This is a genomic window from Chitinophaga sp. CF118 (assembly GCF_900112615.1).
In the GTDB taxonomy this organism is placed as follows: Bacteria; Bacteroidota; Bacteroidia; order Chitinophagales; family Chitinophagaceae; genus Chitinophaga.
The window spans coordinates 747,931-769,870 of sequence record NZ_FOMK01000001.1 but is presented as its reverse complement, the minus strand read 5'-3'; the positions used below and the strand labels follow the sequence as shown (position 1 = coordinate 769,870).

General features: G+C 42.6%; 16 protein-coding genes. 11 read left to right on the top strand and 5 right to left on the bottom strand.

All coding sequences use genetic code 11. The features are described from left to right. The first annotated feature begins 322 nt into the window (after window positions 1–322). Both BM176_RS02935 and BM176_RS02930 read left to right on the top strand, forming a co-directional pair. On the top strand, window positions 323–1,162 hold the full coding sequence (locus BM176_RS02935; RefSeq protein ID WP_143097684.1) for an aminotransferase class IV: 840 nt from the start codon (window positions 323–325) through the stop codon (window positions 1,160–1,162). Window positions 1,163–1,300: 138 nt separating this feature from the next. Further along, a complete protein-coding gene (locus BM176_RS02930; protein WP_090099372.1) occupies window positions 1,301–2,605 on the top strand; it encodes a cryptochrome/photolyase family protein in 1,305 nt (434 codons plus the stop codon). 68 nt (window positions 2,606–2,673) lie between these two features. On the opposite strand, the gene BM176_RS02925 is transcribed toward BM176_RS02930, so the two are convergent. Both BM176_RS02925 and mqnB read right to left on the bottom strand, forming a co-directional pair. Then, entirely contained in the window at window positions 2,674–3,459 is a 786-nt protein-coding gene (locus BM176_RS02925; protein ID WP_090099371.1) for a 1,4-dihydroxy-6-naphthoate synthase, read from the bottom strand. After that, entirely contained in the window at window positions 3,450–4,100 is a 651-nt protein-coding gene (gene mqnB / locus BM176_RS02920) for a futalosine hydrolase (RefSeq protein ID WP_090099369.1), read from the bottom strand. Before mqnB ends, BM176_RS02925 begins: the two co-directional genes overlap by 10 nt. A gap of 108 nt (window positions 4,101–4,208) precedes the next feature. Here mqnB and BM176_RS02915 point away from each other — a divergent pair, with 108 nt between their 5' ends. The 3 genes from BM176_RS02915 to fabD all read left to right on the top strand — a co-directional run bounded on the left by BM176_RS02915 (window position 4,209) and on the right by fabD (window position 6,341). Then, window positions 4,209–4,625 (top strand): 6-pyruvoyl trahydropterin synthase family protein, encoded by a 417-nt coding sequence (locus BM176_RS02915; RefSeq protein ID WP_090099367.1) that lies wholly within the window; start codon window positions 4,209–4,211, stop codon window positions 4,623–4,625. Between the two features lie 49 nt (window positions 4,626–4,674). Continuing rightward, on the top strand, window positions 4,675–5,277 hold the full coding sequence (gene folE, locus BM176_RS02910; protein ID WP_090099365.1) for a GTP cyclohydrolase I FolE: 603 nt from the start codon (window positions 4,675–4,677) through the stop codon (window positions 5,275–5,277). A gap of 170 nt (window positions 5,278–5,447) precedes the next feature. Continuing rightward, window positions 5,448–6,341, top strand: coding sequence for an ACP S-malonyltransferase (fabD, locus tag BM176_RS02905; RefSeq protein ID WP_090099363.1), 894 nt, complete (start codon window positions 5,448–5,450; stop codon window positions 6,339–6,341). Between the two features lie 61 nt (window positions 6,342–6,402). Here fabD and BM176_RS02900 read toward each other — a convergent pair whose 3' ends face one another. After that, on the bottom strand, window positions 6,403–6,867 hold the full coding sequence (locus tag BM176_RS02900) for a GNAT family N-acetyltransferase (RefSeq protein WP_090101578.1): 465 nt from the start codon (window positions 6,865–6,867) through the stop codon (window positions 6,403–6,405). 70 nt (window positions 6,868–6,937) lie between these two features. On the opposite strand from BM176_RS02900, the gene BM176_RS02895 reads away from it, so the two are divergent. The 4 genes from BM176_RS02895 (at window position 6,938) to BM176_RS02880 (ending at window position 12,078) form a co-directional block, all read left to right on the top strand. Further along, complete coding sequence (locus BM176_RS02895) at window positions 6,938–7,435, top strand: DinB family protein (RefSeq protein ID WP_090099361.1); 498 nt, start codon at window positions 6,938–6,940, stop codon at window positions 7,433–7,435. A 94-nt stretch (window positions 7,436–7,529) separates the two neighbouring features. Next, window positions 7,530–8,225 (top strand): NUDIX hydrolase, encoded by a 696-nt coding sequence (locus tag BM176_RS02890; protein WP_090099359.1) that lies wholly within the window; start codon window positions 7,530–7,532, stop codon window positions 8,223–8,225. 83 nt (window positions 8,226–8,308) lie between these two features. Next, on the top strand, window positions 8,309–10,153 hold the full coding sequence (locus BM176_RS02885) for a sensor histidine kinase (RefSeq protein ID WP_090099357.1): 1,845 nt from the start codon (window positions 8,309–8,311) through the stop codon (window positions 10,151–10,153). A 59-nt stretch (window positions 10,154–10,212) separates the two neighbouring features. Further along, a complete protein-coding gene (locus BM176_RS02880) occupies window positions 10,213–12,078 on the top strand; it encodes an ATP-binding protein (protein ID WP_143097683.1) in 1,866 nt (621 codons plus the stop codon). A gap of 2 nt (window positions 12,079–12,080) precedes the next feature. On the opposite strand, the gene BM176_RS02875 is transcribed toward BM176_RS02880, so the two are convergent. Together BM176_RS02875 and BM176_RS02870 are read right to left on the bottom strand one after the other, a co-directional pair. Next, window positions 12,081–12,713 carry a zinc-ribbon domain-containing protein gene (locus BM176_RS02875; protein WP_090099353.1) on the bottom strand — a complete coding sequence of 211 codons (633 nt, stop codon included), beginning with the start codon at window positions 12,711–12,713 and terminating at the stop codon, window positions 12,081–12,083. 159 nt (window positions 12,714–12,872) lie between these two features. Beyond that, window positions 12,873–13,871: a beta-ketoacyl-ACP synthase III gene (locus tag BM176_RS02870; protein ID WP_090099352.1), complete on the bottom strand. Its 999-nt coding sequence runs from the start codon at window positions 13,869–13,871 to the stop codon at window positions 12,873–12,875. 140 nt (window positions 13,872–14,011) lie between these two features. Here BM176_RS02870 and ruvA point away from each other — a divergent pair, with 140 nt between their 5' ends. Both ruvA and sprA read left to right on the top strand, forming a co-directional pair. Further along, on the top strand, window positions 14,012–14,599 hold the full coding sequence (ruvA, locus tag BM176_RS02865; RefSeq protein ID WP_090099350.1) for a Holliday junction branch migration protein RuvA: 588 nt from the start codon (window positions 14,012–14,014) through the stop codon (window positions 14,597–14,599). A 35-nt stretch (window positions 14,600–14,634) separates the two neighbouring features. Continuing rightward, on the top strand, window positions 14,635–21,879 hold the full coding sequence (sprA, locus tag BM176_RS02860) for a T9SS outer membrane translocon Sov/SprA (RefSeq protein WP_090099348.1): 7,245 nt from the start codon (window positions 14,635–14,637) through the stop codon (window positions 21,877–21,879). Window positions 21,880–21,940 lie beyond the last annotated feature (61 nt).

Here is a 21,940-nt window from a genome sequence, read left to right as displayed (position 1 = left end):
TCCATGGGTCTTTTCCTGAGGGCTCGCGCACAGCAAGATCTTGCTGGATTCCATACAGAAAATTATACAAGGGTCAATGGTATTTCCTTCAGCTCCGCTAGCATTCCAAACAATTATTATCGTTGGGATAAACAACAAGCGAACTAAACAGCAATAAATATAAATAAGGACAAGCGTTCATCCACGGTTATGCCGTAGAAGAACCCCTGTCCTATGTTAAAAAGGCGGTTGTCCTGGGTACTTACCGGGATGACCGCTACCTGTTTTTAACCCATTAAATTTCCGTAACTTAACAGTTCTTTTCACAGTTAAAGTGCTCGAAGTGCAATCAGGATGTTTATGTTACAATGGGAAATTCCTACCGGCCTCTGATACCATTTTAACGGCCGATAATCGTTCTTTCCGCTATGGAGACGGGTGTTTTGAAACTATGAGGGTATACCAGGGTGAGGTGTTACTGGCAGATCTCCATTTTGAAAGGTTAATGGCCAGTCTTCACCTGCTTCATTTTGATCCTCCCCAACATTTCACAAAAACATACTTCACAAAGCTGGTAATGGAACTTTGTAACAGGAATGACCATGACGAGCTGTCCCGGGTAAGACTGACTGTTTTCCGGGGAGACGGCGGCTTGTATGATCCTCTGCATAATATCCCCCATTTCATTATTCAAAGCTGGGAACTGGACAAAAAAGTACTGGAATTGAATGATACTGGTCTGGAACTGGACATTTTCCCAGATGTGAGAATTGCCTGCGATAAGTTTTCTTCTATCAAATCCAATAACAGCCTGCGCTATGTAATGGCGGCTATGTATGCGAAACAGCACCGTATCCATGAAGCCATACTGTTAAACCCTTATGGACGGGTAGCTGATACAACTACTGCCAACCTATTCATTGTACAGCACGGACAACTCATTACCCCACCGTTATCGGAAGGTTGTGTGTGTGGTGTGATGCGTAAAAATCTTCTGAAGATGGATCTTCCTTTTCCCGTTATAGAAAAGCCCCTCACAGTTGAAGATCTTGAAAATGCAGATGAGATATTTCTAACGAATGCCATTGCAGGTATCCGTTGGGTAGGAATGTTTCGTGACAGTAGCTTTGGAAACGCTTCTGCTGTAATAATACATGAATTATTGCACGAAGGAATATTGTAAAACCATCATTACTAATTACAAATAAATACTGATAAAGCATCGCAGTGGTATATTTTTAGTACAGCTATTTTAATTTATTCCGGCTTATATTGCCATTGATTGTGTACAAGTAATCGAGAATTGCAAAACTAACCCTTTATGCCTGCAACAGTAAACTTATGCTGGTTGCGCCGTGATCTGCGTCTGCTGGATCAGGCCGCACTTTACCATGCCTTAAAGTCAGACAACCCCATAGTGCCTGTGTTTGTATTTGATTCCGACATTTTAAATGATTTAGATGATAAGCATGACCGCAGAGTTACATTCATTCACGATAGGCTGGAGGAAATGCAGGAGCAGCTTGCCAGGCTGGGAAGCACAATGGATGTATTTTATGGCACTGTTGAGAATGCTTTCAGACACTTTACAAATGAGTATGATGTAAAAGCTGTATTTACAAATATCGATTATGAACCTTATGCCACCAAACGAGATGCAGCTATCGCCAGAATGCTGAAAGAAAAGAATATCACTTTTCATCAGTATAAAGACCAGGTAATCTTTGATCGGGATGAGGTATTGAAAGATAATGGAGAGCCATATACCGTTTTTACTCCTTATAGTAAAAAATGGAAGACATTACTGAAAGATTTCCATCTCCGCCCATACCCTACAGAAAAGTATTTCCGCAACTTCCATAAACAGAAAGTTAAGAAGATTCCTGCACTGCGTACAATAGGCTTCTTAGCCGGTGAGCGTCATTTTCCTTCACTCAGGGTAAAAGACAGCCTGATAGAGAAATACGATGAGACGCGTGACTATCCTGCGTTGTCAGGCACTTCACATCTTGGATTACACTTGCGTTTTGGAACAGTCAGTGTGCGTGAAATAGCTGATAGGGCAAAACATCTGAATGAAACATTTCTGGGAGAATTGATCTGGCGGGACTTCTTTCAATCTATCTTATGGCATTTCCCGCATGTGGAGCATCAGTCATTCCGGGCGGAATATGATAAGATCCAGTGGCGTAATAATGAAAAAGAATTTCAGCAATGGTGTGATGGGGAAACGGGGTATCCCATTGTGGATGCGGGAATGAGAGAAATGAATACCACAGGCTTTATGCATAATCGTGTACGTATGATTACGGCAAGTTTTCTGACAAAACATTTGCTGATCGACTGGCGCTGGGGAGAAGCCTATTTTGCAAAGAAGCTATTGGATTATGATCTTGCAGCCAACAACGGTAACTGGCAATTAGCGGCAGGCTGTGGTTGTGATGCCTCACCTTACTTCCGTGTATTCAATCCTGTATTGCTGACAGAGAAGTTTGACAAGGATTTTAAATATGTAAGAACCTGGGTGCCTGAGTTTGAAGAATTAACATATACCAAACCGATCGTTGTACATGAAGATGCACATAAACGGGTACTGGAAGTATATAAAAAAGCATTGAACGGTTAATGTTCCAAAGTATAAAAAAAGGGGTATGGTCCACAAGTGCGGGCCATACCCCTTTAACTGTATTTCTTTTATTTCACAACTGCCATTAGTCTGTCTACAGCTGCTTTGCCAGCTTCGCCCAGTCCAAGACTGAAATCATTTACATACAGATCTATATGCTGTCTCATTACCTTTTCGTCCATTTCCTGTGCATGTGATGTAACATAAGAAGAAAGAACAGGGTAATGTTTATAGGAATATTGTAGACTATCATGGATCAGTTGATCTACTTCCTGTTTGATATGATCAGGAATATCTTTACGTATAAAGATACCACCAAGAGGAATCGGGCTGCCGGTAGTATTTTCCCAGTATTCACCCAGGTCAATGATTTTTACCAGTCCTTTCAACTGATAGGTAAACCTGTTTTCGTGAATGATCACACCTGCATCTACACGTCCTTCCAGTACTGCATTTTCAATGTCAGAAAACACCATAATCTGTTTATTCTTTGCCTCTGGAAATGCAAGGGAGAACAATAGGTTGGCGGTCGTGTTTTCTCCGGGAATTGCAATTTTGCAATCCTTGATTTTCTCATCGGGGATAGGCTCCCTGGAAATCAGTAAGGGGCCGCAGCCCCTGCCAAGTGCGCTACCGCTGTTCAGCAGTTCATACTGGTCTTTTACTTTGCTGTATACACCAAAACTCAGTTTGGTAATAGCCAGTTGCCCCTGCATGGCCAGCTTGTTTAGTGTTTCCACATCTTCAAGCCTTGTGTTGAACGTAATGCCTTTCGTATCAATCTTCTTGTTCACCATGGCATCGAAAATAAATGTGTCGTTCGGACATGGTGAAAAACCCAGTGTTAGTTCCATTGTTCAATATATTTAATCAATGTTTCATTCAACGTTCTGATGGCGAGTGGAATATTCCATTTGCTTTTATCCCTTACCTCTACATAGTTGGAAATACTGCGTAATTGTAAGAAGGGAATTTTTTCCTGCAGGCAGGCATAATGGAAGGCGGCCCCTTCCATGCTCTCCACATCCGGAGCATATTTGGCTACCAGCAGATTACGGGTGCGTTCACTGCCACTTACTGTATTGATAGTAACACCTGATACTCGTGGCAATGCCGGTATAAATGGTAAATTATCCAGGCTGTTGATCAGTTGCCTGTTGTTAAATGGAGCCTGATCTGGCTGCCATAACTGTATGTCAAACAGGTCTTTAAAGGCCTGGTCGTCTTCCACACCAAGGTCACCCAACTGTTCATTTTCAATGATAACGACTTTCCCTATTTCCCAGGAATGGTCAAAACAGCCGGCAATACCGGCCTGGATAGCTATATCCGGTCGGGATGTGGCGAATTGTCGTCCCAGTTGGAAGGCTGTATGCATCATGCCAATACCGCCAATAAGGGTGGTTACTTGACAATCAGGATAAGTATGTGTGGCCAGGTGATCAAGAAACGGTTGTATTTCGAAGATAGTAGCTGCCGTAACCAGTATTTTCATGGTGCAAATTTAGACTTTTTTGATTAGTAAGGGGGGATAGTGCCCATACCTTATTCCGTATAGTATTGGTCTAATTGTCGTACTTTTGCGGAAAATATAAGGGTAATAATGATCTATTTAACGCGTGTCGAGAATTTCAATGCCGCGCATAAGTTGTCCAATCCTGCATGGAGTAAGGAAAAGAACGAAGAAGTGTTTGGCAAGTGTGCTAATGAAAACTGGCATGGTCATAACTATGAGCTGCATGTAACGGTGAAAGGTAATCCGGATCCTGAAACTGGTTTTGTATTCAATGCCAAAACATTAGGTGTAATTATAAAAGACGAGGTTATAGAAAAGATCGACCATCGGAATCTGAATATGGACGTGGATTTCATGGCAGGCAAATTTACTTCTGCAGAGAATCTGGCTATTGGAATATGGGAGCAGTTAACACCGCATCTTCCTGCTGGTGTACATTTACATTGCATCAAATTGTACGAGACCCCCCGTATTTATGTAGAATATTTTGGTAACAGTAAGTAATATAGGATGACTTGCTGATTTGTTGATTAAGTTTAATGATCGAATCGAAATGGCTTACAAAAAGATAGAATCGTACGATGATAAGGTAACTTCTGGGCTTATAGAAAATTATAGGAGTAGCATAGAGTTATTAGGTGAGGATCCGGAGAGGGAAGGACTTTTGAAAACACCAGAACGCCTGGCCAAGGCAATGCAATATATGACTGTGGGGTATCAGCAGGATGCAAAAGCGATACTCGAAGGTGCCAGATTCACTGAATCTTATAGTGAAATGGTCATTGTAAAAGACATAGAGCTGTATTCATTATGCGAACATCATATGCTACCTTTCTTTGGCAAGGCTCACATTGCTTATATTCCTAATGGATATATTACGGGTCTTAGCAAACTGGCTCGTGTGGTGGATGTCTTTTCCCGTCGGCTACAGGTACAGGAGCGTTTAACTCACCAGATTCTGGATGCTATCCAGGAAACCCTGCAGCCACTTGGCGTAGGGGTGGTGATAGAAGCCCAGCACTTGTGTATGATGATGCGCGGGGTACAGAAACAGAATTCTACCACGACCACATCTGCCTTTTCCGGACAGTTTGAAGACGGTAGAACCAGAAGCGAATTCGTACGACTGATCAGTGCCAACCTGATCGGTAAATAATATCAAAATATCATTCGTAAAAAGATATGGCCCGCACAAGCGGGCCATATCTTTTTACGAATGATATTTTGATATATCACAAAGAGTATGAATATTTGCAATCCAAATCACGAAGATATATGTAGGAACATTAATACATATGTTCGGTTGGCAACTGTAAATCAAACCAGATGAAACACGCTTACGTTTTCCCGGGTCAGGGTGCTCAATTCCCCGGTATGGGAAAAAACCTGTATGACAGCAATCCTAAAGCAAAAGAACTGTTCGAAAGGGCTAATGAAATCCTTGGCTTTCGTATCTCCGATATACTGTTTACCGGTACAGATGAAGATCTGAAGCAGACAAAGGTGACACAGCCAGCCGTATTTCTCCATAGCATAATTGCTTTCCTGTGCGCGGAAACTCCTGTAAAACCTGATATGGTTGCAGGTCATTCCCTGGGAGAGTTTTCAGCGTTGGTAGCGAATGGTACACTCACTTTTGAAGATGCACTACGCCTGGTATTTATCAGGGCCACTGCTATGCAGAAAGCCTGTGAACAACAGCCTTCTACAATGGCAGCTGTATTGGGACTGGATGATGCAAAGGTAGAAGAGATCTGTACGGCAGTAAGTGCTGAAACAGGAGAAGTGGTGGTGGCAGCTAATTATAACTGCCCTGGCCAGTTAGTGATTTCAGGAACAATAAAAGGAATAGAAATAGCCTGTGAAAGAATGAAAGCTGCTGGTGCTAAAAGAGCTCTGGTATTACCGGTGGGTGGCGCTTTCCATTCTCCGTTGATGGCTCCTGCCAGAGAAGAGCTGAAAGCAGCTATTGAAAAAACAACCTTTAATACACCTTCCTGCCCGGTTTATCAGAATGTGGTAGCTAAAGCGGTGAGTGAGCCTGCTGTAATAAAACAAAACCTGATAGATCAACTGACAGGTGCTGTAAAATGGACCCAGTCAGTAAAGGCAATGGTTGCTGATGGTGCTACAAATTTCACAGAAGCAGGACCTGGAAAAGTATTACAGGGATTGATCGTTAAGATCCAGAAAGATGCTGTAGTAAACGGTATCAGCTAATTTGATATTAATTAATCCACCACATTTATAAACAGAAAAGCTCCTCAAGGAGCTTTTCTGTTTATAAAGTTATACTCGCATTCCACCATTCTGTGTCGAACTGCGCCTCGTATTTTTTATAGAAATTAATAGCGGGTTCATTCCATTCCAGTACTTGCCATGCAATACCATTAAACTCTTTTTCCCGGGCTTCTTCTATCAACCTGTCAAACAGCAGTTTGCCAATTCCTTTTCCTCTCCAGCTTCCAGTCACCAACAGATCTTCCAGGTACATCCGGCAACCTTTCCAGGTAGAGTAACGGATATAATAAAGTGCAAAACCGATAATGGTTTCATGACCGTTTTCTGTATAAGCGGCAGCAAAGGCTTTCCATACAGGCTTCTCTCCGAAACCTGCCGTAGTAAAATGTTCCAGGGTAACCGTCACTTCCTGTGGAGCCTTTTCATATTCCGCCAATTCCTGTATTAATTCCAGCAATCGCGGACAGTCTTCTCTTCGTACATCCCTGATGGTAACACCTGTCATATTCTTTTGATTATTTGTATGTGCGTAATTTTTGGTATTTTGTTGAAGGTAGTAAACTAAAATAATATCCATGAAGGATATCCTGCTCAGTTACGCAGCATATAATATTTGGGCAAACGGGAAGATGGTAGATGTGTTGAAGAAGTTGCCGGAGTCACAACTGGATCATGAAACCGGCAGTAGCTTTGGTAGTCTGCGCAAAACCGCTTATCATATGTGGGATGCAGAAAGCCTTTGGTACCAAAGGTTACATCTTACAGAGCAGGCTGTAAAACCTACAGACAGCTTTGATGGTTCTTTTCCGGATGCCTGTCAGTTATGGCAGCAACAATCACAGTCGCTGCTGGAGTGGGTAAAGAAAGCAACCCCGGTAAAACTTGAGCATGTGGTGGCTTATTATGATACCCGGAAACAATATTGTAAATCAACCGTTATAGAAATACTGATGCAGGTGTTTAATCATGCCACCTATCATCGCGGGCAGCTGGTGACTATGTTACGGCAGGCTGGTATTAATAAGATTCCTGTTACTGATTACAGCGAGTTCACAAAAAGCAGGAAAATATAGCATCTTTGCAACTGATGAGCTATACAATAACAGGTGCAATAGCCGTTTTTGAGCTGTATTGCCAACCTGTAACCACGCAGACAATAATATTTCAATGAGTGCACAATCATTTTATGCAAATGTACCTCAGCACCTGGTAGCAGTAGATTGTATTATTCTGGGTTTTGAAAATGGTAAGCTAAAATTGCTGATCATGCAGCGAAAGGTAGATCCCATGCAAGGGGAATGGTCCCTGATGGGAGGCTTCCTGCAAAATGAAGAAAGCGTTGACGAAGCTGCGGGAAGGGTGTTGAAACAAACTACCGGTCTGGAGAATATTTATATGGAACAGCTGGCCTGTTATGGCAATGTAAGACGTGATACTGGCGCGAGAGTGATATCCATGGCTTATTACGCACTGATCAGGATTACAGAGCATGATCATTTTCTGGCACAACAGTATGCTGCTCATTGGCTGGAACTACACCAGATTCCCGAACTGATCTTTGACCATCGCCAAATGATTGCCGATGCACTGAAGAAACTGCGTGAAAACGCTCATTTCCACCCTATAGGATTTGAATTGCTTCCGGAAAAGTTCACACTCTCACAATTAAGAAGCCTGTATGAAGAAATTTACCAGCATGAGCTGGATAAGCGTAACTTCAGGAAGAAGATATTATCGATGAACATACTGGAAAAGCTGGAAGAAAAGGATAAAACTACCTCCAAGAAAGGGGCTTACCTGTACAGGTTTGATAAACAGCAGTATGAAGAACTGAGAAGAAGAGGCTTTGTTTTCGAGATATAAAAACCAATATTTTACGCATCAAAAAGACCGCATTATTCTTTTGGTTGATAGTTTGTTCCGGAACCTTTTGCCGGTACGCTAATTTGTATGCACAGCAAAAAATTATCCAGGCTTTACAGTCACAGTTACCCCTTACACATGATACTTCCCATATAGATATATTAAACAAGCTGGCTGCGCAATATCTGCACAGGCAGCTGGATACCTGTTTCTTATATCTGTCAGCGGCTTGCGAAGGCGCCCGGCAGGCGGGTTATAAAAAGGGTGAAGCTCAGTCATACAGGACTCTCGGGTCCTATTACACGTACCGTGACAATAGTTACCTGTCATTCCGCTTTTACCTGGATGCCCTTAAAATTTATGAAGCACTTGGCGACAGTATCGGCATCTGTCTCCTGAACATGGACCTTGGAACCTATTACCAGTTTGGAGGGAAACATAAGGAGGCCACGCAATACATACAAAAGGCTGTGGGTATTGGCCGGCGTTTACATAATGATAGTCTGTATGCCATTGTGCTGGCCAAATATTATTTTATATACCATTCAGATAGTCAGTATAAGGCAGATGCGGCAAAGGCTTTGGCTGTTTCGCGCAGCCTTGCAGTAAAATACGGTGATGAACGTATGGTATTGTATACCAGCATCCTGCAAACAGATGAACTGCTGGACAAAGGAGATACTGCTGCCGCAGAGAATAAACTGGATACTCTGATTGCCGAGGCCATCCGTCAGGGATATTCCTACCATGCAATGTATGGGTATTCTCAAATAGCCGTATATAAATGCCTGCAACACCGCCCGGATTCGCTCTACTATCAGCAGCAATTGATAAAAACGGCCCTGGCTTCAGGGTATCGTGAGGTGGTACTACCAGAGGCACTGGGGATGTATGCATATTATTCCGCCTATGGCCCGGTAGATTCTGCTACACATTATAGTGGTGTGCTCGCAGACATTACAGAAAAGCAGGAACAGAGTAAAACACAGGGCGAACTTGATTATATCGATTACTATATGCAGGAAAAACAGTTGCGGGAATTGCAGCTGCGACATGATTATCAGCAGCAATGGCTGGACAGGAAAGCGATAGGGAGCCGTGACAGGTACATCATCATCATTGCTCTGCTCATTCTGCTCCTGTTAACTGTATTATTGCTGGTAGATGTGAATCGCTCCCACCGGCGTTCTGCCAGGAATACAAAACGTCTGGGAGAAAAGAACCGTGAGATCAGCGAAAAAAATGTACTTCTGCGCACACATGATGATTTCAAAAATAAACTTATTTCCCTGATTGCTCACGACTTCCGGGCACCACTGATCCATATTACAGATATTACAGCGCTTTTAAAAGACCAGTTGCTTACCTTGGATGAAGTGGAAAAGCTCTTCAGAAGACTGGAGAGTAATTCGCAACATACCCTGCACATATTTGACAATATTTTACGTTGGATAAGATCCCAACTGACTGGTTTTGTATATGCACCTTCGCCCTGTCAGCCTGCTGAAATGATAGCAGAGGCATTGCTGGCACTCAAGGAAAACTGTGAAGAGAAATCAATAAAGATCAACGTACAGCTATCAGATGATATCCTGGTGCTGGCGGATAGGGAAATGTTGCAGTTTATACACCGCAATCTGTTGCATAATGCTGTAAAGTTTAGTCCTGCCTGCGGAACTATCAGTGTGTATGCAGTTGTGGAAGGAGAGAAGGTGACCGTCTTTTTTAAGGATGAAGGAAAGGGAATTCAGCCGGAGATCTTGTCTCATTTATTCGAATACCAGGATATGGACAAAGACAAAAGAGGTGCAGGGCTTGCTCTCATTATCTGTAAAGATTTTATTGATAAGATGAATGGGACAATAAAGGCCGTTAATAACCCGGATAAGGGAAGTACATTATCATATACTTTGCCGGCTGTAAAATGAAAATAACACAGGGTTACATATCGAAATTACACATAGTTCTCCCACTGATAATGGGTTGGATGTTTTTGTGCAATTCACTCCCTGCACAGGATAAGGTGATCCGCGAACTGAGGCAAACTCTGTCCGGAAAGCGGGATAGTATTGACTATGTGAATGTGTTGAATCAACTGGGCATGCGTTATCACCTGAGTAATGCAGATAGTTGTTTCCTGTTTGCGGTAAAGGCCCGGGATATTGCTACCCGGCTGAATTACAGGAAAGGGGGTGCTGATGCGCTGAATAACCTTAGTATATTTTATGCTTTGAAGGCCAACATGAAACAGGCCATTGAATATGATTATAAAGCATTATTGTTGTATCGTCAGTTGGGCGATTCCGCCAATGTATGCCAGGTATTGATGAACAGTAGTGTTTATCATGACATTGAAGGAAGGAAGCAGGAGGCCACAGTATTGTTACAGCAGGCAATGAACATTGGTCAGCACCTGCGGGATGATTCTATTTATGGTCTGGTCCTGATCAATTATGCACTCCATTTTGATGACGATACGCTCCGGAAAGATTCAGTTTCGTGGGCGTTAAATAAAGCAAAAGAAATCCTGAAGAAATATCCGGGCGGCCGGAACCATTATTATATTGAGGCTTTTGAGGCAGATGAATGGATGCGAAGGGGAGAGGCTGGAAAGGCCGTGAAGAGGATCAATGAACTGGCTGATCAGTCACTCCGGGAAGGATTGGTTTTTGTAGCTATTGATATGCTTGAACACATAAACAACTATCATAAAAATAGTAATGTCGTTGATGTGATATCTTATAAAGAGAAAATATTCGAACTGGCAAAACAGGCAGGCTATACCGATCTGATGTTACCTGTCACTATTAGTTTATACCGCTATTATGCGGCCAGGAAAAATACCGCTAAAACCGCTGTTTATGGTAACAAACTATATGAATTAATAAGTCGCAAACAGGAAATAAAGAATAATACCTATTTAAATCACCTGGATTATTTCCTGAAAGAGCAAATATTGGCGGAATGGCAGCTAAGTAATAAGGTGCAGGAGGAAAAAATAGCGAAGGCCAATATGGTAAAGATGCATAGACTATTGCTGATAGGCTTTCTATCGGTTATGCTCCTGCTATTGGGAGGCTTTACCTTTAGCCGTTATCGTTCTTACCGTAACCTGCGCCAGCAGGAACTAATGCTTGCAGGTATGAATAGAGTTATTTCTGAGAAGAATAAGCAGTTACAAACCAATGACGATTTTAAGAATAAGCTGATCTCTATTATTGCGAATGATTTCAGGGAACCGCTCAATAACATTATTCGCGTGGCGGCTATGTTCAGGAATAATGCAAACCAGGAGGCATTGCAGGAGGTGATTGAACAGGTAGATGTTTCCTCCCGTAATACATTGGTTGTTTTTGATAATATTCTACGTTGGATTAAATCTCAGCTTTCCGGGTTTGTTTATAGTCCGATGGCCTGTAATCTGCTACAATTGTTTGAGGAAGTAGTGCAAAGCCTGGAATTGGCACTTATGCATAGGCAGATCACTGTTGGTCTGAATATTTCTGAAGACCTGTTGTTGGCAGGAGAATGTGAAATGTTGCAGTTTGTGAACCGCAGCCTGTTACATTGTGCGGTATCATTCTCACCAGCGAATCATACTATTGGCATTGTAGCAATAAAGGAAGCCGACAGGGTAAAGGTGACATTGACCTCTATAGCTCCGGAGCTTACCGGGGAAGTGGCTGCAAGGCTGTTTGATATCTACAGGGAAAAGGAAGAACCGGAGGGGGAGGATATTTCCCTCACACTGGTAATCTGTAAAGACTTTATTGATAAGATGGGGGGACATATATGGGCAGAAAAGAAAGGAGGGTTGTTGCTACTGGTATATACGCTACCATCATTTAACTAAACTTATTGTATACGATTAAAGCCCTCATATACGCCATAATCCCTGTCAACATTATCAATTTCACCTTTTTCAAGCATCTCTTTCAGCATCTTTTTTGTAAAAAGGAATTTTTCATCTTTCATGAAAAAATCCTGTTCATTAAATTTACTTACGTAGCCATAATAAATTAAATTATTATGGTAAACAGAAACACTATCTCCTTCAATCTGTGCTATTCTGAAAAAGTAATAAGAGGTACTATCTTTTTTTTCATGCTTAATAGTATATACATCTCCTACATGCGGATTCTCTACAAATAGTATGTTTTCTTTTTTCCCCTGGAGCCCAGCGATGAAAGCGAATAGAATTAATCCAATCAGAATCCCTAACCCTGTATAGAGATAGAATGGAGTTCTGCTCGTCTTCTCATAATGTTTTTCAAGAGATGCGATCCATTTTAATTGTTCGCAATTGTTACAACGTATTTTTACTTCTTTAGCGCCAACGGGGATGATGGGAAGAAATAAAAGGTGAAAGTATTCTCTGTAAACATGAACGTCAAGATCGGAATGATTGCAATTCTGACAAACGTACTCGTGGTTGGTATCGCTTTTTATATGGGTTTTCTTTTTCCCATAAATGAAAAAAAAGTACATAGTAATCAGGGATTTATATGATACTAGTATAAAAAGTAATCAGAGAATTGATGATCTCGATGTTATTCATTCATCGATAAATGTTTGCAAAAAAGAGCTTCGTCAGGAATTCCATGTTTACACGAAATTCCTAACGAAGCCAATATATTTTGAATTTTTTTATTTACTATCGTATGCCCACTTCAGATAACTTGCTCCCCAGGTAAACCCACCACCAAATGCAGCCAATACCAGGTTATCACCTTTTTTGAGTTGTTTTTCGTAGTCCCACAGGCAAAGAGGAAGTGTGCCCGCAGTGGTGTTACCATAGCGTTGGATGTTCATCATTACTTTCTCTTCCGGAAGTCCCATCCGCTGAGCAGTAGCATCTATGATACGCTTGTTAGCCTGATGGGGTACCAGCCATGAAATATCATCAGCAGTCAGCTGGTTACGTTTCATGATGTCGTGTGCAGCTTCAGACATGTTAGCTACAGCATATTTAAATACCATTTTACCTTCCTGGTACACATAATGTTCCCTGTTGGCAATAGTTTGGAGGCTAGCTGGCTGAGCAGAACCACCTGCTTTCATGTGCAGGTATTCACGGCCATGGCCATCACTTTTCAGGATACTGTCTATTACACCATATCCTTCTAAGTTAGGCTCCAGTAATACACCAGCGCCACCATCTCCAAAAATAATACAGGTGGTACGGTCAGTATAATCTATAATGGAACTCATTTTATCAGCTCCTATTACCATTACCTTCTTATAACGCCCGCTTTCTATGAACTTTGAACCTGTTTCCAGGGCGTAAAGAAAACCTGAACAGGCAGCAGCAATATCAAATCCAAAGGCATTTTTAGCGCCTATTTTATCAGTTACAATGTTAGCAGTTGCAGGGAATACCATGTCTGGTGTTACAGTGGCTACTATCAGCAGGTCTATTTCTTCCGGACTGATCCCTCTTTTACGGCATATTTCCAATGCTACAGGTACACATAACTCAGAGGTCCCCATCTTATCGCCTTTCAGAATCCTCCTTTCCTTTATCCCCGTACGGGTCATAATCCATTCGTCTGTAGTATCAACCAGTTTTTCCAGTTCCTTGTTAGAAAGCACGTAGTCGGGTACATAGCCACCTACCGCTGTAATAGCGGCCGTTATTTTATTCATATTAGAAATATAGATGTTTTAAACGAGGGCGTAAAAATACATAAGAATTTGGAAATCGTGGGATAAGAAATAAACCAGGGGTACTTCCTGCCTCCTTCTTGCTAAATTTTTACTAGGTTTGTCATACATTTTGAACCTGTATGATTGCTTACCTGAATGGAAAACTGTCCTATAAATCCCCTGCTATGGTACATCTGGATGTACAGGGCGTGGGATATGAAGTGCAGATTAGTTTAAATACATACTCCCGTATACAGGCACTTGAAAGCTGTAAGCTGCTGGCTTACCTCCAAATAAAGGAAGATGCCCATACTTTGTATGGTTTTTTTGATGATGCTGAGCGTACTATGTTCCTGATGCTCATAGGTGTGTCAGGCGTCGGTGCCAATACCGCCCGTATGATGCTGTCTTCCTTACAACCGGAGGATATTCAACGGGCTATTACCATGGAAAATGAAAAAATGCTGGAAAGCATCAAAGGCATAGGAGCAAAAACAGCCAAACGTATAATACTGGAATTAAAAGATAAGTTTAAGAAACAAAAGGATACTGGTTTTCAAATATCTGTGACCTCAAACAATACAATGCAGGAAGACGCGTTAAATGCATTAGTCACGCTGGGAATTGCACGAACAGTTGCAGAACAGGCTATTTCCAAAGTACTTAAGGCTGAACCACTATTGGAAGATCTGGAAGGGCTGATTAAAAAATCCCTCAAAGGTCTTTAAAACTTTACCCTGACCTCTATAAAAACCTATTTCTCTTGTCAAGAAAGACATATTTCGGTGCTATAGCAGTAATAGGAGTCGCATCTTTTTTTATTGTTGACACTGCAGCAAGGAATCGTTCGGGTTACACCAACAATGATCGTGACAACTGGCAACCAAAACCTGATACTACTATTAAAGATCCCATAAAGGATTCTTTAAAGTATCCTATCAAAGATCGGTATGGAACCAGTATCACCGATCCTGTGAAAAATAAGATCGATCTTAAAGATCCTTCCGGAATCTCGAAAACTGTTGATTATGATCCCGTTACCAAGCAATATACCATAACAGAAAAAATAGGAGACCATTACTACCGCAATCCAACCTACCTGAGTTTTGACGAATTTTACAAATTGCAATCCCAGAAAAGTGAACAGGATTACTGGCAGAAAAGGGCCAGTACACTCGGCTCTCTTAACCAGAAAGGGGATGGTCCTCAACTGTATAATGGCAGTAAACTGTTCGATAGGATTTTTGGTGGTAACAAGGTAGATATCAAACCCCAGGGAAGCCTGGAACTGACCTTCGGCTATGAAGGCCAGAATATTAAGAACCCGGTGCTTACAGAACAGGCTCGTAAAACCGGCGGATTTGCGTTCGATATGAATATCAATATGAACGTAACCGGTAAAATCGGAGATAAACTCAAACTGATCACCAATTATAATACACAATCCACATTCGACTTCGAAAACCAGGTAAAACTGGAATATACCGGGTACGACGATGAGATTATTAAAAAGATAGAAGCGGGGAACGTAAGTTTCCCTTTACGCAGTTCACTTATCTCTGGTGTACAATCTCTGTTTGGTATCAAAACACAATTACAGTTTGGCCGCCTTACCGTTACCAGTGTACTATCTAACCAGAAATCACAGAAACAAAACCTGCTCATTAAAGGAGGGACTCAGGTACAGGACTACAATATAAAGGCAGATGAGTATGAAGATAACCGTCACTTCCTTTTGTCTCAGTTCTTCAGGGATACCTTTAACTTTTCCATGAGCAATCTGCCTGTGATCCGTTCCCTGGCGTACGTAAACCGTGTAGAAGTATGGGTGACCAATAAAACAGGGGCTACTACTAATACAAGAGACATCGTGGGTCTGATGGACCTTGGTGAATACAAACCTTATAATACCACTATTAATGTATTAAGTAACTCACATCTGCCAGCCAACGGCCTCAATAGTCTGTATGCTACTCTGGCATCTGATGGTGCAAGCCGTTATACAGGTACAGTGGTGAGTCGTTTACAGGCTAATGGCATACAGGCAGTTCAGGAGTATGAGAAGACATTTGCCCGTAAACTGGACTCTTCCGAGTATACCATTAACAGGCAGCTCGGTTTTATATCCCTGAACCAGCAGTTACAGGCCGATGAGGTGCTGGCTGTTGCTTTCCAGTATACTTACAACGGACGGGTATATAATGTGGGGGAATTCTCCCAGGATGTTCCGCCAGATCAAACGAACAGTGCTAACCAGAAGATCCTGTTCCTGAAATTGCTGAAAGCTACTTCTGCCCGTCCTAATCTGCCCATCTGGGACCTGATGATGAAGAACATTTATTCTACAGGTGCTTACCAGTTGAACCGGGCCGACTTTAAAATGGACGTATATTATAAAGATCCGGGTACGGAAACCCGTGCTCCTAGCGATAAACGTTACCTCCCAGATGCCCAGGGGCAGTTTGCAGGGGCACCCCTGATTACTATCCTGAACCTGGATCGTCTGAACAACCAGAATGATCCCCAGCCGGATGGTGTATTCGACTATGTTGAGGGATATACCATCAACTCACAGACCGGTCGCCTCATGTTCCCACAACTGGAACCATTTGCCGGCGGTCTTCAAAAGGCTTTCGAAGGAAATGCTGCCCTGGAAAAACAATACCTTTTCAAAGTGTTGTACGATTCCATAAAGGTGGTGGCCCAGCAGTTCCCCCAATTGAACAGGTACATCATCAAAGGTTCCTATAAATCCAGTAACTCTTCTGAAATCCAACTGGGAGGATATAATATCCCGGCCGGTTCCGTAACAGTGACAGCAGGTGGACAACAACTGCGTGAGAATGTGGATTATGTGATAGATTATAACCTGGGCCGTATCAAAATTATCAATTCGGGAATCCTGAACTCTGGTCAGGCCATCAATGTACAGTTTGAAAACAATGCCGCTTTTGGGACACAGGTACGTAACTACTTTGGTACCCGCCTGGATTATGTGGTGAATGATAAATTAAGCCTGGGTTCTACTATCGCCAGGATGAGTGAACGTCCTTATTACCAGAAAGTGAATTACGGGGAAGATCCTATCAAGAATACTGTTGTAGGATTTGACGTAAACTATAACTCCCAATGGAAAGGGCTTACCCGCTTACTGAATAAATTACCTAATTATAAGAGCACAACTCCTTCTAATATTATGTTCACCGGTGAGGTGGCGAAACTGTTCCCCGGTCATAGTAAGTTGGTAAATGCATCCGGCAGCAACCAGGGACAGATCTATATTGATGATTTTGAAGGTTCCCAGAGTGGTTATGATCTTAAGTTCCCTGCTACCAGCTGGGCCCTGGCTTCTACACCAAAAGATGCATCAGACAGTTCTGGTGCTATCATGTTCCCAGAAGCGAATGCCGACAATGAACTGACTTATGGAACGAACAGGGCTAAACTGGCCTGGTATATTATTGAACCTACCCTCCAGATCCCCAATTCAGGATTAGGTGGAACCGGTTTGCCGGCAGGTATAGATAAGGAGCAACAGTCAGACCAGCGTGTACGCCTGGTATATCAGACCGAGGTATTTGCCAACCGCTCTACCGATTTCGGACAAAGCCAGCTGAGCACCCTTGACCTTGCTTATTACCCAACAGAAAGAGGACCATATAACTTTACTGCAGGTGCAGATAGTATCGATGCAAAAGGTAAGCTGCGTAATCCCAAAAAGAAATGGGGAGGTATTATGCGTTCTATTGATAACAGTGATTTTGAAACACAGAACGTAGAGTTTATTGAATTCTGGATTCAAGACCCTTTTACGCATAAAGATCTGCTCAACAGTACCGGTGGTCAGCTCTATTTTAACCTGGGTAACGTTTCTGAAGATATTCTGAAAGACTCCCGTAAGTTCTTTGAAAACGGAATGCCTAATCCCAATACGGACCTGGCTAAAACAGATTCTTCAAACTGGGGGCGTACGCCAAAGTTCCAGCAACAGATCACCCAGGCTTTTGATAATGACCCTGAGATCCGGAAATACCAGGATGTAGGGTATGATGGTTTGCAGAGTACTGCAGAAGGAGTGTTCCACAAAAGTTACATGGATAAGCTGGCAGCTAATTTCGGACCAGGTTCTGATATCTATCAGCAGGCAGTGGCGGATCCGTCTAATGACGATTACAAACATTACCGTGATTATGATGGTGCAACCATCCTGCAACGTTATAAGAGATATAGTAACCCGGAAGGTAACTCCCCTGTTTCTAACAATTCCTCTTATTCAAGTGCTGCTACAAATATTCCGGAATCGGAAGATCTAAACAGGGATAATACCCTGAATGAAACAGAAGAATATTTCCAATACCGGATCAACTTAAGACCTAACATGTTAGTGGGTACCAACTTCATCGTAGATAAGATCGTTACAGATGTTACTACAGTTGATGGTACGAAACATACCGAAAACTGGTATCAGTTCAAGGTGCCGGTAAATGGCTTCGACAAAAAAGTAGGTAGCATACCGGATTTTAAATCCATCCGCTTCATGCGTATGTTCCTGACTGGCTTCGAAGATTCTGTAGTAGTACGTTTTGCAAAACTGCAGCTTGTACGTAATCAATGGCGTCAGTATAACTATAAACTGCAAGCCGGCGATCCTATTCCTAATGACGATGCAACCTCCTTTAATACTTCTGCTGTAAATATTGAAGAAAACTCTTCCCGTAAGCCAATACCTTATGTATTGCCTCCGGGAGTAGTTCGTCAGAATACAGTGAGTACCAACAATACTACTTTACAACTGAACGAGCAATCCATGTCCTTACAGGTATGTGATCTGAAAGATGGCGATACCCGCGGTGTTTCCAAGAGCCTGAACATGGATCTCCGTCAGTATAAGAGACTGCAGGTGGATCTGCACGCAGAAGCAATGAATGATCCAAACTCGCTGAAAGATGGTCAGCTGCGCGCCGTGATCCGTATGGGTAGTGACTTTGTTGAGAACTATTATGAATACCAGGTACCGTTGAAAGTAACTCCCTGGGGTAGCAATAACAACACCGTGATATGGCCGGATGCCAATAATGTGGATCTGGCACTGGAAACACTGACACAACTGAAACAACGTCGTAACCAGTGTGATACCTGTTCTCCTTTAAAACCTTACACTGAACAGAATGCAAATGGTGGTTTCATTAGTGTGGTGGGAAATCCTAACCTGGGAGATGTAAGAACCATGTTGCTGGGTATATTGAATCCAAAAGATGATGGGTTGACCAAATGTGGTGAGGTATGGTTCAATGAACTCCGACTGTCCGGACTAGATGAGAAAGGCGGTTATGCAGGGGTGGGCCGTGTGGATGTACAACTGGCCGATCTTGGTACAGTGAGCATATCCGGAAATATGCATACTGCCGGATTTGGTAACCTGGATCAGCGGGTAAATGAGCGTTTCCGCGATAACTTCACGCAATATGATGCGGCTGCAAGTCTCGATCTTGGTAAGCTGTTACCTAAAAAAACAGGATTAACCATCCCTGTGTATGCAGGTTACTCACGGGCAATAAGCCGTCCGGAATATGATCCATATGATCTGGATATTAAACTGAAGTATAAGTTGAGAATGGCAAGGAGTCAGTATGAGCGTGATTCCATCAAGAGGGCGGCAGAAGACTTTACATCTATCAAGAGTCTGAACTTTACCAATGTACGTAAGCTGAACCTCAACCGGAAAAAGAATCACCTCTGGGATATCGAGAACTTCGATATCAGCTATTCATTTACACAAACATTGATTCATACACCTATTATAGAAAATGATATCCTGACTAAACATCGTGGAGGATTAGGATATAACTTCAGTGGTCAGAGCAAGTTTGTACAGCCGTTCAAGAAATTGTTCAAAACCAAAACACACTGGCTGGATCTGATCCGTGATTTCAATTTCAACTATGTTCCGTCACTGATCAGTTTCAGAGCAGACGTTACCCGTCAGTTTGGTGCTACACGAATCCGGAATGTTGGAGGAGATGGTACTTTCAAGTTACCGGAAACCTATAATAAGTTCTTTACGTTCGACCGTTATTATGGTCTTAAATGGGATCTTAGCCGCAGCCTGAGCATAGATTTTAATGCGGTGAACAATGCCCGTATTGATGAACCTGCCGGACGACTGGATACCAAAGCGAAGAAAGACACCACCTGGAAGAATTTCTTCAAACTGGGCAGAACTACCAATTATTTCCATACTGCTAACGTTACTTATACACTGCCTACTTCCAAATTCCCGTTGCTCAGCTGGACGAATATCGCGCTTGGATATTCAACAGAGTACAGATGGACTGGCGCTTCTTTGCTGGCACAATATCTTGGTAACGCTATTGAGAACACCCAGCAGAAAACGCTAACGGCAGAGTTTAAGTTCTCTGATCTGTATAACCGTTCCCGCTTCCTGAAACAGATCAATAACTCAGGTAATAAGAATAATAAGAACAATCAGCAACAGAACAATAATAAGAACCAGCCAAATGGTAAACAGCAACCTGCTAAACAGGATAATGGCCCCGAAATTTCTCCGATCCTGAAGGCGGTAATGAAACCGTTGTTGTCTCTGAAGCGTATTAATATTGATTACTCTGAGAATGCTGGAACAAGATTGCCGGGCTATATTGACAGTACCAAAATTCTGGGTATGAACTGGGCAAGCATGGCACCGGGACTGGCATTCGTGGCAGGTAAACAACCGGATAAAGCATGGTTGGATAATTTTGCTAAGAGAGGATTGATCACACCAGATACATTATTTAACATTCAGTATCAGCAACAATTTACCACGCGTTTGCAAATTCAGGCTCAACTGGAACCGGCAAATGACCTGCGTATAGATCTGAATGTGACTAAATCATTTACTAAAACGCATACGGAACTGTTCAAGAACCTTAGTGATTCCGGTTTCCAGCACCTTAGTCCATATGATGCCGGTGGATTCGAAATCTCTTATGTGGCAGTGAAAACAATCTTTGGAAAGATAGATTCAGAAACGGGGACTACGAAAACTTTCAGTGATTTCCAGCGTTACCGTCAGGCAATCTCTGCACGTCTGGGTGCTGCTAACCCTTACAGCCGTGACCCTGGAGTGCCTGTTTACGATCCGAAAGACCCGACCTACCGCTATGGTTATGGCCGTTATGCACAGGATGTACTGGTACCAGCCTTCCTGGCTGCTTATACCGGTAAAGATCCTGAGAAGATTGGCCTACTTAAGAATGCCGGTGTTTCCAGTGTTCGAAGCAATCCTTTCAGCAACTACCTGCCAAGACCTAACTGGCGTGTTACTTATAATGGTCTTACCAAGCTGGAACCATTCAAGAGCATTTTTACCAATTTCACTGTAACACATGCCTATGTGGGTTCATTGAGCATGAGCTCTTATAACACCAACCTGTTGTATGAAGATCCCCGTCTGGCAGGTTATCCTGGCTTTGTGGATACCGTTTCAGGCAACTACGTACCATACTTCCTGTTACCGAATATCACCATGACTGAACAGTTTGCACCTTTACTGGGTGTGGATGTTACCTTCACGAACAGCCTGAACATGCGGGTGGAATTCAAGAAGAGCCGGTCACTGAGTCTTAGCTTGATTGACTATCAGCTAACCGAGTTACGCTCCAGCGAAATTACTATAGGTGGTAGCTATCGTCTGCGTAACGTTACTTTCGCTTTCCTGGGAGTAAGTAAGGATGGTAAGAAAACACAGAATGATATGAACTTCCGCCTGGATATGAGCTTCCGTGACGATAAGACAGTGAATAACCGCCTGGATGCTGATCTGGTAATACCTACCAGCGGACAAAAGGTGATTGGTATCTCACCATCTATCGACTATGTGGTTAACAACCGCCTGAACCTGCGGTTCTTTTATGATCGCAGACAGACCATACCGGTTATCTCCACCGCTTACCCGATTACAAATACAAGGGGAGGTATCACGCTCAGGTTTATGCTCGCTCAATAATATTAATCATCTTATAAAAAGAGAACGCTCCGTAAGGGGCGTTCTCTTTTTATAAGACATT

What these genes read in the sequence shown, in the direction of transcription:
- BM176_RS02895 (WP_090099361.1), top strand. Translation starts at nt 6,938, where the DNA reads ATGAAGGATATCCTGCTCAGTTACGCAGCATATAATATTTGGGCAAAC.
- BM176_RS02870 (WP_090099352.1), bottom strand. Translation starts at nt 13,871, where the DNA reads ATGAATAAAATAACGGCCGCTATTACAGCGGTAGGTGGCTATGTACCC.
- BM176_RS02880 (WP_143097683.1), top strand. Translation starts at nt 10,213, where the DNA reads ATGTTTTTGTGCAATTCACTCCCTGCACAGGATAAGGTGATCCGCGAA.
- folE (WP_090099365.1), top strand. Translation starts at nt 4,675, where the DNA reads ATGGCTTACAAAAAGATAGAATCGTACGATGATAAGGTAACTTCTGGG.
- BM176_RS02875 (WP_090099353.1), bottom strand. Translation starts at nt 12,713, where the DNA reads ATGTACTTTTTTTTCATTTATGGGAAAAAGAAAACCCATATAAAAAGC.
- BM176_RS02925 (WP_090099371.1), bottom strand. Translation starts at nt 3,459, where the DNA reads ATGGAACTAACACTGGGTTTTTCACCATGTCCGAACGACACATTTATT.
- BM176_RS02900 (WP_090101578.1), bottom strand. Translation starts at nt 6,867, where the DNA reads ATGACAGGTGTTACCATCAGGGATGTACGAAGAGAAGACTGTCCGCGA.
- mqnB (WP_090099369.1), bottom strand. Translation starts at nt 4,100, where the DNA reads ATGAAAATACTGGTTACGGCAGCTACTATCTTCGAAATACAACCGTTT.
- BM176_RS02915 (WP_090099367.1), top strand. Translation starts at nt 4,209, where the DNA reads ATGATCTATTTAACGCGTGTCGAGAATTTCAATGCCGCGCATAAGTTG.
- BM176_RS02930 (WP_090099372.1), top strand. Translation starts at nt 1,301, where the DNA reads ATGCCTGCAACAGTAAACTTATGCTGGTTGCGCCGTGATCTGCGTCTG.
- ruvA (WP_090099350.1), top strand. Translation starts at nt 14,012, where the DNA reads ATGATTGCTTACCTGAATGGAAAACTGTCCTATAAATCCCCTGCTATG.
- BM176_RS02890 (WP_090099359.1), top strand. Translation starts at nt 7,530, where the DNA reads ATGAGTGCACAATCATTTTATGCAAATGTACCTCAGCACCTGGTAGCA.
- fabD (WP_090099363.1), top strand. Translation starts at nt 5,448, where the DNA reads ATGAAACACGCTTACGTTTTCCCGGGTCAGGGTGCTCAATTCCCCGGT.